Annotated in this window: 11 protein-coding genes and 1 pseudogene; 3 read left to right on the top strand and 9 right to left on the bottom strand. The window is 36.5% G+C overall.

Annotated elements, in window-relative coordinates; genetic code table 11:
• Positions 1-88: 88 nt before the first annotated feature.
• From Q0505_RS12765 to Q0505_RS12725, 9 genes are all read right to left on the bottom strand, one after another.
• Positions 89-1,579: a hypothetical protein gene (locus tag Q0505_RS12765; RefSeq protein ID WP_299213448.1), complete on the bottom strand. Its 1,491-nt coding sequence runs from the start codon at positions 1,577-1,579 to the stop codon at positions 89-91.
• Between the two features lie 279 nt (positions 1,580-1,858).
• Positions 1,859-3,994 (bottom strand): methylmalonyl-CoA mutase, encoded by a 2,136-nt coding sequence (gene scpA, locus Q0505_RS12760; RefSeq protein WP_299213445.1) that lies wholly within the window; start codon positions 3,992-3,994, stop codon positions 1,859-1,861.
• A complete protein-coding gene (locus Q0505_RS12755; RefSeq protein ID WP_299213443.1) occupies positions 3,994-4,572 on the bottom strand; it encodes a hypothetical protein in 579 nt (192 codons plus the stop codon). The genes scpA and Q0505_RS12755 overlap by 1 nt, the downstream gene beginning before the upstream one ends.
• 22 nt (positions 4,573-4,594) lie before the next feature.
• Positions 4,595-5,962: a methylmalonyl-CoA mutase subunit beta gene (locus Q0505_RS12750; RefSeq protein ID WP_299213440.1), complete on the bottom strand. Its 1,368-nt coding sequence runs from the start codon at positions 5,960-5,962 to the stop codon at positions 4,595-4,597.
• The gene (locus tag Q0505_RS12745) at positions 5,949-6,224 is read right to left on the bottom strand and encodes a septum formation initiator family protein (protein ID WP_366519413.1); all 276 of its coding nucleotides are present in this window, start codon (positions 6,222-6,224) and stop codon (positions 5,949-5,951) included. Before Q0505_RS12745 ends, Q0505_RS12750 begins: the two co-directional genes overlap by 14 nt.
• 79 nt (positions 6,225-6,303) lie before the next feature.
• Complete coding sequence (gene udk / locus Q0505_RS12740; protein WP_299213436.1) at positions 6,304-6,912, bottom strand: uridine kinase; 609 nt, start codon at positions 6,910-6,912, stop codon at positions 6,304-6,306.
• A 67-nt stretch (positions 6,913-6,979) separates the two neighbouring features.
• The gene (locus Q0505_RS12735) at positions 6,980-7,873 is read right to left on the bottom strand and encodes a DUF4249 family protein (RefSeq protein ID WP_299213434.1); all 894 of its coding nucleotides are present in this window, start codon (positions 7,871-7,873) and stop codon (positions 6,980-6,982) included.
• Between the two features lie 68 nt (positions 7,874-7,941).
• Complete coding sequence (locus Q0505_RS12730) at positions 7,942-8,829, bottom strand: DUF4249 family protein (protein ID WP_299213432.1); 888 nt, start codon at positions 8,827-8,829, stop codon at positions 7,942-7,944.
• Positions 8,830-8,875: 46 nt separating this feature from the next.
• Positions 8,876-11,251: a TonB-dependent receptor gene (locus Q0505_RS12725; protein WP_299213430.1), complete on the bottom strand. Its 2,376-nt coding sequence runs from the start codon at positions 11,249-11,251 to the stop codon at positions 8,876-8,878.
• Between the two features lie 266 nt (positions 11,252-11,517).
• Here Q0505_RS12725 and Q0505_RS12720 point away from each other — a divergent pair, with 266 nt between their 5' ends.
• From Q0505_RS12720 to Q0505_RS12710, 3 genes and pseudogenes are all read left to right on the top strand, one after another.
• Complete coding sequence (locus Q0505_RS12720; protein ID WP_299213428.1) at positions 11,518-13,479, top strand: tetratricopeptide repeat protein; 1,962 nt, start codon at positions 11,518-11,520, stop codon at positions 13,477-13,479.
• Positions 13,480-13,482: 3 nt separating this feature from the next.
• On the top strand, positions 13,483-14,244 hold the full coding sequence (locus Q0505_RS12715) for a LytTR family DNA-binding domain-containing protein (protein ID WP_299213426.1): 762 nt from the start codon (positions 13,483-13,485) through the stop codon (positions 14,242-14,244).
• A gap of 85 nt (positions 14,245-14,329) precedes the next feature.
• Positions 14,330-14,697, top strand: a pseudogene (locus Q0505_RS12710) (T9SS C-terminal target domain-containing protein); the annotation flags it as partial.

Here is a 14,697-nt window from a genome sequence, read left to right as displayed (position 1 = left end):
TGCTAATGGCTATATGTTCTCAAAAAAGAACAAAAAATAAAGGCTATCAATTTTTGATAGCCTTTATATCATATTTTAATAATTTATTTTAGTTTCCTGAAATAGTAAAGTTGTCAAAAGCAATATCTTCATCAGTACCAGATAAGTGCTCGATGAAAAAGCGAATACTTACAGTAGCATTACCCCCAGTAGAAAAGGAACCACTTATTTCTTGAAATACTTCCGTAATAATAGCTCCGTCTCCTGTACCATCGTTATTAGCGTCTAAAATTGGAGCTGAATCTCCATTGGGACCGCTCCCAATAATAGAAAACACAGGTGTCCATGTAGTATTATCAAATGAATACTCTAAACGTACTACACATTCATTAAGACCACTGCCAGGACCATCCCAATCTTCTAAATTATCATCGGCATCTCCTTCAGCGATAAGTGAACTTACAGTAATATTGGAAAGTCCTGATATATTTATATCAGACCAAGTCATTGATACAAAGTCGGTCAGGTTATCAATAGAGGAAATTCCGTCAATATCGTTAGCACCAAAGAAATGAGTTCCTTGGAAACCTGAAAAATCTAAACCGTCTAGTGGATCTAGATTTGATAAAGCTAAACGACCTAAATAATCTTCTTCTGTCATTGCTTCTGAGATATCTTCGGCAAGAACCTGACCAAAGTCTGGAGAAGTTGGAAACTCATCACGTAATACATATCCAACCGTAGCATCTTCAAAATCTTCAAAAAGTACAGTTGTAACAGGTGGTGGGCAAGCACCATCACTTATAAATGTACCGCCTATGTTTCCTAGTATAGGTGAGTTCCAACCCCAGTTTCCAGATACTCCAGAACAATCATTAGAACTAGTAGGACCATTATCAAATGTATGGGTTCCTGTCCAACCTACATTACCACCACCAGCGTTAAAGGCAACACCAGTCGTGACACCGTCACCACTTAAAATAGTACAGGTTGTTTGGGTATTACCACCATCCACACATGAAGATTGCACACCAATACCATTGTATGTGGTTGTATTTAATGTGGTTTGTGTAGATATAGCGCTATTTCCATTTGGTGCCGATGTAAACATAAAATTAAATGTCTGAGTTGTACTATTGTTTAAAGGTGCTGGACAACCAGGACAATTAAAGGTTCCTGTTATTGGAGTTACAGGTGCTCTTTCTGTGTTTCTAGAAGCTAATATAGCACTTTCAGTACCTCTAAAAGATACGGTGTCTATTTCTAATATTTCTTCCTCAACTCCCGTAGTCATTGTAAAGGAAAGCTCATCTGTCGTAAATGTTATTTCTTTTACATTTCCTACATTAGATACTTGATCTGTAAGAATACTAATGACCTCACCTGTAGATAATGTAAGGTCTGCGGTAGCATAACGATTGTCTTCAGAAAGAGTTATATCAAGGGTTCCTCTATATTGACCATCGGAAGATGTGAAGATTCCTTTGTAATTTTCTAACACTACTTCAAGGTTTGATCCTTCATTTGGTGTTATTTCTTCTTCTGGACTACATGCTACGGTTAGCATTGCAGCAAAAGCTAATACGATTAATTTTTTCATGATACGTTAAGATAGGTTAATAGTTTACAAGTGCTAAAGTACTTTATTTTTTATAATTCATAAAATCAAAGCTTTCAATTAGTTGGTTTTTCTGGCTTTAGGGGTAAAACCTACTAATGATATAAAGCTAAAATATAATTATATAGTGCCGGAAATGATACCTAGCGTATGATCATACATCTAAACCTAGAAGATACATTTTCCTATATACTAGTACAAAAATACTTATTTTCTTTCATAAGAAAACGGGTGTTTTCACGTGTTTTTTAAAGAACGTAATTAGGATACTTGGTCAATCATAATTTCCAATAATCCAATGGCAGCTTCACTTATTTTGGTACCAGGTCCAAAAACAGCAACGGCTCCTGCATCAAATAAAAATTGATAATCTTGCTGTGGGATCACACCACCCACAATGACCATAATATCTGGGCGACCTAATTTGGTAAGTTCTTCAATTACTTTAGGAACTAATGTTTTATGTCCAGCAGCCAGCGAAGAGACCCCTAAAATATGCACATCATTTTCCATGGCTTGTTTTGCTGCTTCTTTGGGTGTTTGAAACAATGGGCCTATATCAACATCAAACCCGATATCTGCATATCCAGTCGCGACTACTTTGGCGCCACGGTCATGTCCGTCCTGTCCCATTTTCGCAATCATAATCCGAGGGCGTCTGCCATCAAGTTCGGCAAATTGGTCGGCAAGTTGTTTTGCTTTCGCGAAAGCGGGATCTTTTTTAATTTCTTTACTATACACGCCACTAAATGATTTTATGGTTGCTTTATGTCTGCCGTATACCTCTTCTAAGGCATCAGAGATTTCACCGAGAGTTGCTCGTTCACGAGCAGCAATCACTGCTAAGGCTAGTAAATTATCTTTACCTGATCTTGCCGCATCTGTCAATTGGATAAGTGCCTGCGTTACTTTTGAAGCATCTCGGTGTTCTTTGGTACTTTTAAGTCTTGCCAATTGACCATCACGCACTGTTGTATTGTCTACTTCTCGGATACTCAAAAATTCTTCTTCGGTGGGGCGATACTTATTGACACCTACAATAATATCTTGTCCGCTATCAATACGCGCTTGCTTACGTGCAGCCGCTTCTTCAATCCGTAATTTTGGAATACCTGCTTCTATGGCTTTAGTCATGCCACCTAGTTCTTCTACTTCTTGTATTAACTCCCACGCTTTATGTGCAATTTTATCGGTAAGCGATTCTACATAATAACTTCCTGCCCAAGGATCTACAGTGCGGGTGATTTCGGTTTCTGATTGTAGGTATATTTGTGTATTACGTGCAATGCGTGCTGAAAAATCTGTAGGCAACGCAATGGCTTCATCTAAGGCATTGGTATGTAAACTTTGCGTACCTCCAAAAGCTGCTGCCGATGCTTCTATACACGTACGGGCAACATTATTAAAAGGATCTTGTTCTGTAAGACTCCATCCGCTGGTTTGACAATGGGTTCTGAGCGCGAGTGATTTAGGGTTTTTAGGGTTGAATTGTGCCACTAGTTTTGCCCAAAGCATCCGTGCGGCACGCATTTTTGCTACTTCCATAAAATGATTCATTCCTATCGCCCAGAAAAAAGATAAGCGGGGCGCAAAGGTATCGATGTCCATTCCTGCTTTCAATCCAGTTCGGATATACTCAAGACCATCTGCTAGTGTGTATGCCAATTCAATATCACAGGTAGCGCCAGCTTCTTGCATGTGGTATCCAGAAATAGAAATGGAGTTGAACTTAGGCATCTCTTTGGATGTATATTCAAAAATATCAGAGATGATTCGCATGGAAGGGGTCGGTGGGTAAATATAGGTGTTACGCACCATAAATTCCTTCAAAATGTCATTTTGAATCGTTCCCGAAAGTTTGTTTGGAGAAACGCCTTGTTCTTCGGCAGCGACAATATAAAAAGCCATAATAGGAAGTACCGCGCCATTCATGGTCATGGATACCGACATTTGATCTAATGGGATTTGATCAAAGAGTAGTTTCATGTCCTCTACAGAATCTATCGCAACACCTGCTTTTCCGACATCTCCTTCTACGCGCTCGTGGTCACTATCATACCCTCTGTGTGTAGCAAGGTCAAAAGCGACCGAAAGTCCTTTCTGTCCTGCAGCAAGGTTACGGCGGTAAAAAGCATTGCTTTCTTCGGCAGTAGAGAATCCTGCGTATTGTCTTATCGTCCAGGGTCTGCGGACATACATGGTGCTATACGGACCTCTTAAATTTGGAGCGATGCCAGCAACAAAATCTAAATGCTCTAGGTTATTAAGATCTGCTTTTGAATATGATTTTTTAAGATCAATCGTTTCTGCTGTAGGCGTTACTTCGCTAACCTCATCTATGGTAGATGTGGTTGGTAACGAGTCTAGGGTGATATGGTCAAACTTTCTTCTAATCATTAGTTTTGTGGCGATTCTTGAGGTGTGATGTTGAGAATCTGTTGGTAATAGCCGTCTAAGGCTACAAACAAAGCGAGATACCGATCTTTTCCAGAGTTACGACCAAAATTTCGTAATCTAGAATTGAATAGTTTTGGATTCATCGTTTTTGTATCGATGAGCGCGTTGATAGTTGCTTTGAGGTCTTCATCCTTTATATTGTTTATGATACACTGCACGGCTGGGTGTTCATAGTTAAGATGACTTGGTGTTTTATTTTCAATCAAAATATTTTCAGCAATAAGTGCTTCTACAATAGGGCGTGTGTTTGCCGTCATGATTTCATCATATTTTGCAGAGCCGTCCATACCTCTATACATAAAAGCACCATAGCCTTTTATTTTGCTTTGATTTATAGAATCATACTTGGTTGTTAAGTCGTTTTCAAAACTGTACAGAGCTTCGTTTAATAAAGCATTATTAGCTTCAGGGCAGTTTATCACTTGCTCTTGGTCTGCAAATTTAAAATCGAATTTGGTCTTCTGATTGCAACTTAGAATACTTACGGTTGCTAGAATTAAAAATACAATTTTCTTCATGGGTACTTTTTTTAATATCAAATTATACTTCGGTTGTAAGACGTTCTTGCTCCATAGCTTCAGATAGACGACGTTTTATAATCGGTACTATGAGTGTTTTTCTGGGGTTTGTTTTTACAAAAGGATACAGTTCTAAGGTATCCTTCATCCGATCGTTGGGGTTAGGATGTTTATTGGTTCCTAAAAGGATTTTTTCTTGGGTATCAAATTGCGCTTGTTCTTTTTGAGCACTTTCTTTTATTTTACGTTGGATGGTTCCATCTTTAAGCTGTTTCAAAAAACCTCCTTGTTTTTCGATGTCTTTAAAAAGAGCCAATGCTTTCTCTGCTAATTGTTTTGTGATGGTTTCGATATAATAGGTACCATCAGCGGGATTGCTTACGGCATCAAAATAACTTTCTTCTTTTAAGATAATCAGTTGATTACGAGCAATACGTTGTCCGAAATCATTTCTCTTGTGATAAATTTCATCATACGGCATATTAATGATGGTATCTGCACCGCCTATTATGGCGCTCATTGCTTCGGTAGTAGTGCGAAGCATATTTGTATTGTAATCGTAGATGGTTTTATTACGACGGGTAGGTCTGGCAACGATGTGGGTTTTAATTGCTTTCGCGAAAGCGTACTCATTCACCAAAACAGCCACTAATTGTCTGAGCGCTCGTAGTTTTGCAATTTCAAAAAAGTAATGAGAACCAACGGGAACTTGGAAGGTAATAGAAGGTAAAGCAACTCCCAAAGTCTCTGTATGCAATAAGTACTCATTGGCATGTGCGAGCCCATAAGCAAGTTGTTGTACCATTGTAGCACCTGCATTTTGATACAAATCAATAGCTACCGAAAGGGTATTTTTTTTATGTTTTAAAATGCTATCGAGAATACGATGATCTTCTTTTAGGTTGTGATACCAATTCCCGTCTTCTGCTAAATGATGGATTAGATCTACGTTTAGATAAACAGTATGATCTCCTGCTTCCTCAATGATTTGCGTATAGAAGGCCTCATCAAGAAATTGTAATTTAAAATGAATCGGAATCTTTGTGTTATCTAACAGCTTAAATAACTGCGGTACATCAAAAGGAGCATCGGCAATAAAGTAAAGGGTTTCTGTACCAGATGCTATACACGTATTTGCGGTATGTGCAGCTGCACTGGCTTCTATAATAAAAATATCTTCTCCTATTGACCAATGGGAGGGTATACCGGGAACATCTGGAAATTCCTCTGTCTCATCGCTGTGATAAAAAGGTTTGATGTCTATCCCTTCGTTGGTATGAGAGATGAGCGTGTCATTATAAGAAGCGCCTTTCAGGTCAAACTGTATTTTTTGTTTGAAGGCTTTTGAAGAGACTGGGTCAAAATTGGTAAAGAGTTTATTCTTTGTCATTTTTTTGGATACTATCTTCGTATTCTATGATATAAATATCTTCGTCGGCTTTTTTCATTAGATATTCTTCGCGGGCAAAGCGTTCTAAACCTGCGCTATCTTCGAGATTTTTGATTTGTGTCTGATCTTCTTTGATTTTACTTTCAAAATGCTCTTGGTTTCCTTTTAGCTTGTCTATATCTTGGTTAAGCTCTCTATGAATAAGCCAAGAATTCCCATCAAACCAAAACATCCAAACTATAAATATGAGAAGTATAAGCATGTATTTATTGCTTACAATTTTAAACCATTTTTTATGTCGCAATGATTTTAATCCCATAATTACGAAGATACTAAAACGCTTACGATAAGCGCTCATTAATTATTGTACGTACAATATCTACAGCAACGGTATTATACCGATTATTTGGAATGATCATATCTGCAAATTCTTTTGTAGGCTCAATGAATTGTTGATGCATAGGCTTGAGCGTATTTTGATAGCGATCTAGTACTTCTTGAAGATCACGACCGCGCTCTGAAATATCACGTTTTAAACGACGTATGAGGCGCTCGTCACTATCGGCATGTACAAATATTTTAATATCAAATAAATCACGGATCAGCGGATCTGTGAGGATTAAAATCCCTTCGACTACAATTACTTTTTTTGGATGTGTGGTTACAGTTTCATCAGTTCTGTTATGTTCTACGAAGGAATATACAGGTTGTTCTATGGCATTTCCTTTCCGTAATTCTGCCAGATGATTGCATAGCAATGTGAAGTCTATAGAATTTGGGTGGTCAAAGTTAACTTTGGTTCTGGATTCATAGTCAAGATGTGAAAGATCTTTATAATATGAATCTTGAGATATGATGGTCACTTCACCTTCAGGGCTTTCGGAGATGATATTATTCACAACCGTAGTTTTTCCACTTCCAGTACCTCCTCCTATTCCTATGATAAGCATACGTTTATTTATTTTGGTTCAAAGGTAGAAAAAACAAATGCAGTCGTCAATAGGATGTGTTTGAAAATCACTCAATAATAAGCGTGTTTTTAAATTCTTGTACAATGGCAAAATAGCCTAATGCAAAACTATCAGGTCTACCAACATTGTCAAATACGTCTATGTTGTCTATGCCTTCTGCATTGAGAATATTTCCTCTTACGGTAGATACGGGTACTTGAAAAGGACCTCCATCTGTAAGGTCGCTTTGTGTAACGAGTTGCTCCATATAATCATAAAAAGGTTCATCGGCTCCTAGAATGCTGATGGTTATTTCTTGACCTGTTTCTAGTGGAACATCTTCTCCATCATAAAAATAGGAGAACTCAAAATCTTGTCCTGGAAAGAACGTATCTTCTACAGTAAGGAATTCTCCAAAATCAAAATCAAACACATAAAAATCTTCTCTATCTTGAGTATCTGTAAATGAGATAATCACTTCGGTATCATTTTCATCAAAGAGCGTGTCTTCTCCTTGAGTAATACTATCTATTGGTGAGGTAGGTACAAAAGAGGTTCTTGCGAGATATAGCTCATCTTGAAAAACGACACTAAAAATATACACTGGATTTGGGTTGGTAAGAAAACTGGTAATAATTTTATTGTCTACTACAGGTGATACCGTTGTAGGAAACGGACGGTATAATCCAGGTTCTCCAGGTACAGGCTCGTAGGGGACAAAACTGCCATTTTCTTCATTTTGAATTTGCATACTTTCTATCTCAGCAGGTTGAATCTCTCCAAAAAATGAGGAGGTTAGCGTTACTCTGATAGTGGCTTCAGTAAGTTCTTGTGAAGTATCTACCCGTATCAATGCATCTACAACCAATCGAGGTGGTTCTGAATCTAAATCTACATCAACAACGTCTTCACAGCTGGTAAACATACAGGTAATAAGGAATACTAATAGTAACTTTTTCATTGGGTTTTATGTTGTGTACGCTTTTCGCACCTGCCTGCCGGTAAGTTCGCGAAAGCGTACTTGTTTTGCTATTCTATGGTAATACTGGTTTTAAATTCTTGTGATACTGCAAAATACCCAAGGACAAATTCTTGGGGTCTTCCTACATTATCAAAAATATTGATATTGTCTACACCTTCTACTTTTAAAATATTACCGCGTACGGTAGTCACGGGTACTTGAAAAGGGCCACCATCGGTAAGATCACTTTGTTCAATAAGTAAATCCATATAATTATAAAAGGATTCGCTAGCGCCTAGAATACTAATATTTGCGACATCTCCTGCTTCTAAATCGGTATCATAGAAATAGGAAAAATCAAATTGCTGACCTTGAAAAAAGCGATCTTCTATGGTGAGAAATTCGTTAAAATCGAAGTCAAACACGTAAAAATTATCTTGTTCTGGAATATCGGTAAAGGTCACAATAACTTCGGTGTCGTTTTCATCAAAAAGCGTTTGATCTCCTTGAACCACCATATCTATAGGTGGGGCGGGGGCAAAACGAGTTTCAGCTAGGTAGAGTTCTTCCTCAAACGTAAAGGTAAGAATGAGTCTTCCTTCTAAGAAAAAATCATTAGAAACGACTCCGTCAGGATTAGGTCCTGCCTCATCAGATCCAGGCACATATTCATTTGGGTGATCTGGATCTTGTGTGAGAAATACGATCCCTGCTACGGTAGGAATGGCTTCATTTACAAGTTGCATTCCTGTTAATGGCGTAGGAGTAATCTCATCAAAAAAGGCGCCTGTCGTAGTTACTTTAAAACGTACAGGAGAGGCTTCTTCTTCCAAGTTAAGACGCACCAAAGCATCCACAACAAGTCTAGGTTGTGGCGCGGGTAAGTCTACATCAACAACGTCTTCACAGCTGGTAAAGAACGTAGCTAAAAATAGGATGTATATGATGTGTCTCATTATTTTATGTAATGTCTGGTACGCTTTCGCGAAAGCGTATAAATATTTAAAATTTAAAATTATACGTTACTGAAGGTATGATTCCAAATATGGAGGTTCGTACGGCTTCATTCATACGTGTTTCTTGGTTTTGTCTAAAATTAATAGAAGCAGCATTCATCCTACTGTATAAATTATAGATACTAAATACCCACTCAGAACGCCATCTTTTTTCTTTATTTTGTTTTGGTGTCAATGTTGCTGAAACATCAATACGATGAAAATCAGGAAGGCGTTGTTCATTTCTAAATCCATAGGTAGGAATGACGAGTCCTTGAAATTCAAACTGTCCTACGGGGAAGTTAGTGGGTTGTCCCGTCTGATAAATAAAGTTAGCTCCAAAACGCCATCTGTCACTTAATTCATAATTGGCATTTACAGAAATATCGTGGGTTTTGTCATAGGGTGTATTGTACCATCGCCCTAGATTGATACCGACTTCGTTTTCATTTCTACCGGGTGTGCGCTGCTCTGATTTTGAAAGCGTATACGCAAGCCATCCTGTAAATTTTCCTTCGTTTTTACGAAATAAAACTTCCAGTCCGTAGGCTCTGGCCTCCCCACTTAAAATAACTTGCTCAATGGCGTCATTGGCAATCAAATCTGCGCCATCTATATAATCGATACGATTATCTATGTCTTTATAAAAGACTTCAGTTTCTATAGTGTACATATCATCTTTCAAGTTCTTAAAGAAACCCACAGCATATTGATCTGATATTTGCGGATCTACAAACTGACCACTAGGCGTCCAAACATCTAGTGGGGTAGGTGAACTTGTGTTGGATAACAAATGGATGTATTGCGCCATGTGTGTATAACTTGCTTTAACGGACGTATCATCGTTAAATGCATACGAAAAGGCAAGTCGAGGTTCTAGTGTATTAAACGTAGCCAACTTATCACTGCGGCTAAAAGAGGTGTCTACATTATTAATTTCAGCGCCTTGATACACCAATAAAAAAGGATCAAAAAGTACTGGATTATCATCTACATATACATTCACTTCATCTTGCCCTAAGCGTATAAAATTACTCCAACGTACGCCATACTGGATATTCAGTTGATCTGTAATTTTATGTTCTACATCAATATAGGCAGCAAACTCATTGGCAAATTGTTTGGTTAGCTGATCTTCTACAATTCCAGAATCTGGACTGTTAGGTTTGATCTTACCAGGGTTAAATGCATAGTACACATTGTTAATCCCATAGTTGAGTTGAATGTTTTCAGTGAGGTAATGTTTTAAATCATATTTGAGATTAAAATTGGTAATCCCTGAATCCCAGGTAAAGCCAACAAAATCAAGATCTAATCCATAAAAGTAATCGCTGTAAATGATGGATAGATTAGAGAAAAGTTTGTCAGAAAAAAGATGTGTCCATCTAAAATTTCCCACTGCATTCCCATAATTATTAGAAAAACTATCGTTGATGCTAAAATCATCTCTCCCAAAATATCCTGAAAGATAGATGCTGTTATTGTCGTTAATTTTGTAATTCAATTTTGTGTTGAGGTCAAAAAAGGAAAGTCTGTTATCTATATCAAACAGCGGCAAGAATATATTAGCATACGAAGAACGTCCTGCCACTAGAAAAGCACCTTCGTCTTTTTTGATAGGACCTTCTAACAATAATCTACTTGAAATGAGTCCTAGCCCTCCATTCATTTTAAATTGTTTACTGTTCCCTTCTTTTTGATAAATGTCTAATACAGAGGAAGCTCTTCCTCCAAAACGAGCAGGAATTCCTCCTTTGTATAGTTTTAAATCTTTAATGGCATCTGGGTTAAAGACGGAGAACAGACCAAATAAATGAGAGGAATTAAATATAATTGCTTCGTCTAGCAAAATCAAATTCTGATCGGCGGCGCCTCCACGAACATTAAAACCAGAAGCCGCTTCTCCAGCACTGGTCACACCTGGAAGTAAAAGGATAGACTTGATTACATCTGCCTCTCCGAGTACCACAGGAATCCGTTTGATGGTTTCGGCGGTAAGAGAGTTGACACTCATTTGCGGTTTTCTAATATTTATACGCTCTACTTTTTCTTCAATAACTACTTCATCAAGCGACTCTGTAGCTAGTGAAAGTTGTATGTCCTTCCGTACATCTCTATCCAATACAATCGTTTCTGTGATTTCTGTATATCCTAGATAACTCACAATGATTTTATAGGTGCCTTTAGGTAAGGTAATAGAGTAAAATCCGTACGAATTGGTTGCTACACCATTTGATACTTCTGGAAATAAGATGTTGACACCTATAAGGGTTTCATTACTAGCAGTATCCGATACGGTACCGCTGAGTGTAAATTTTTCTTGGGCAAATGAAGTACACAGTCCAATACAGAATAGGACTATAAAAAGTAAACTTTTTTTCATGAAGAAGGATTTGGAGTAAATCTAATATCAATTTTTGGAAAGCGATGTTAAAAAAGGAAAAACCTTGTTTGTTGTAAGCATATTTTTAGTTTTTGGTATCTTTTTATCTAATTTGTTAATAGGGGTTTGGATGTAACAGTAGATTGTATGGCTACTGGGTACGCTTTCGCGAAAGCGGTCAAATTCTCATTCGAATCCATCAAATTCTCATTGACACATGAGAATTAGAATAGTTAATAGTACTTTCGTTTTGTAAGCGATCGTACATGAAATCAAAATTACTTCTATACATTTTACTCTTTTTATCCATACCTCTTCAAAGTCAAACGAGTACGTTAGATAGTCTGAAGAGGCAATTAGAGCAGCCTATTAACGAAGCTGAAAAAGTTAGGTTATACAACAAAATCTCTAATGAGCTTAAGTACAGCGATCCTAATGAAATGCTTGTCTTTGGCACAAAAGCACTCACGTTAGCTCAAAATAATTCCAATACGCTAGAAGAAGGAAATGCGTATCTAAATATAGGAACTGCCTACATTATTTTAGGGGAGTATGAAAAAGCCTTAGATCATTTTGTGTGGGCAAAAGCTATTTTTGAAGGAATGAAACTCAACGAGACTAAAGACTCACAAGTAGATCAAGGAATTGCGCGAACATACGGGAGTATGGGAATTGTTTTTTCTGAGCAAAGTAATTATGCAAAGGCACTTGAGTATTACATGAAATCGGCGACGATTTATGAAGAATTAGAGGATGAAAATCAAAGTTCAAAAATTTATAACAATATAGGAGTTGCTTACAAGTCACAATCTTTAGATAGTAAGGCATTAACGTATTTTAAAAAATCCTTGATTCTTCAAGAGAAACTAAAGAATCCAAATATCGGAATTACACAAACCAATATTGCGAATATTTATTTTAAGGAAAATGATTTAGACAATGCTTTCAAGTTTTATACTGATGCTAAAAAAAGTATTGATAAAAATCCCAATCCAAGAGCTTTAGGAGAATGGTACAATAATATAGGTGCTTATTATGAGTCTAGAAAGTATAATGAGCTAGCTATCGAAAACTGGGAAAAAGCGATTGTCACTTTTGAAAGTATTAGTGATAAGTTTGGATTGGCAGATACGTATTTGTATTTGGCGCAATTTTATTTAGATCAAGGGCAAGAGAATCTTGCATTGGATATGGCAGAAAACTCCTTACGCCTCGCTAATGAAATTAATGTTTTAGAACAACAAGCAACTTCAGAAAAGCTACTAAGTGCTATTTACGCTAAAAGTGGAAAACCAGCTTTAGCATTAGATCATTATAAAACATACACAGCAATAAAAGATAACTTACTCAAAGAAAACGACATTCGGAAATCGGTGGAAGCGTCTATGAATTATGAATTTGAAAAGAAAGAGCTGATCCAAAAGGAGGAAGCAAAAAAACGAGAGTTGCTTTTAAAAGAAGAAGCAAAAAGTTCGAAGATGAAACTGATTTTTGGTGCTTTGATTGCGTTGCTTTTGGTAGGTATAGGCTTTTTGATTTACAACAGGAATCATCTTAAGAAAACCTTGACACTTCAAAAGGAACTTGCCGAGTATGAGCAAAAGGCGTTGCACTTACAAATGAATCCTCATTTTGTATTTAATTGTTTGGGTTCTATTTCTAGTTTTATAGTTCAAAATGGAACAGATTCGGCGATAAAATACCTTTCTAAATTTTCTAAATTGATGCGCTTGACTTTAGAGTATTCTAAAGAATCGCTGATTCCTATTGATAAGGAAATAGAAAGTTTGCAAAACTATTTAGAGTTAGAACAGCTTCGATTTAATGATAAATTTAATTTTCTGATTTCTAAAAGTAAAGATATAGATGATGATGTGGCTTTACCTCCATTATTAATACAACCTTTTATAGAGAATGCAATTATACATGGCGTCATTCCCAAGAAAGATCAAGGGAGTATTACGATTGATTTTTCCCTAGAAGATCAGTCTTTGATTTGTGTTATCTTGGATAACGGAATCGGGATTAATACCTCAAAATTGAATAAAGAAAACTCTGTATTGGCTCATAAATCGATGGCGCTAGATATTATTAAAAAACGTCTAGAAATGATTACAGCCTCTACTTCTAAAAAAGCAACGATTGCTATAGAAGAGTTAGCAGATACGTTGAAAGTAACAGGAACAAAAGTAACATTGAGACTCCCGTTACGATATGTAAATGAATAATATATGATAAAAGCTATTTTAATAGATGACGATAAGAATCTTCGGGAAGGCATGAAAGGATTGCTTGCTCGTTTTGCACCAAGTATTAAAATTATTGGAGAGGCAGATAGTGTTGCTACGGGTATTGAAGTCATAGACACACTAGAACCACAAGTTGTTTTTTTAGATATTCAACTTACGGATGGGACAGGTTTTGATATTTTAGAAAAGCTTTCTGAGCGTAATAAAGTGATTAAAACCAATGTGGTTTTTATCACGGCTCACGAACAATATGCTATTAAAGCATTTCGATTTAGTGCATTAGATTTTTTACTGAAACCTGTAGATCCAGAAGAACTACAAAAAGTGATAGAAAAAATAGAAGCAGTTATTGAGAAGAAAAATGATTACTCTCATATAGATTTATTATTAGAAAATATCAGGAAGAATGTAGACAATTTTAAACGCATTGCGCTGTCTACATCTGATGGGATTCATTTGTTTGACATCAGTGATATTATACGATGCGAAAGTGCTGACAATTACACGATGTTTTATATTAAAAATACGAAACCTATCCTTATTTCTAAGACCTTAAAAGAATATGAAGAACTGCTCAAAGAACATAATTTTGAACGCATCCATCAGTCACACCTTATTAATTTGAATTACCTAAAATCCTATATAAAAAAAGATGGCGGATATGTGGTAATGACAGATGAGAGTCGTTTGCCCATTTCTCAAAGAAAAAGGGAACGTCTACAGGAAATATTAAAATCAATGTAACGAATTCTAATTCGAATCCATCACTTACTCATTAACCCATTAAAAATTGAGAAATCGATAGTAAGTTTATTTAAAATTAAACACAATGAAAAAAATTACACTCTTAGTATTGTTTGTTGCAGGATTTGTGAATGCACAAATAGTAGATATCCCCGACGCTAATTTCAAAAATAGATTAATTACTATTGGAGTCGATACCAATATGGATGGAGAAATCCAAGTTTCAGAAGCAGCTGCTGTCACTGGAACCCTCAATGTGGCTAGTCAAAACATTGCAGATCTTCAAGGTATAGAAGCATTTGTAAATATTACAGGGCTTAACTGTTTTGAAAATCTATTAACATCTTTAGATGTTTCTTCAAATACACTTTTAGAAACGTTAATATGTAGTATTAATAATATTGAAGACCTAAATCTGTCAAATAATCTAAACTTAGAGTTGCTTGAAGCTTG

The sequence above is a fragment of the uncultured Dokdonia sp. genome (genome assembly GCF_937910895.1).
GTDB lineage: Bacteria > Bacteroidota > Bacteroidia > Flavobacteriales > Flavobacteriaceae > Dokdonia.
The sequence above is the reverse complement of the archived record's forward strand: the minus strand, read 5'-3'. Positions and strand labels throughout refer to the sequence as shown.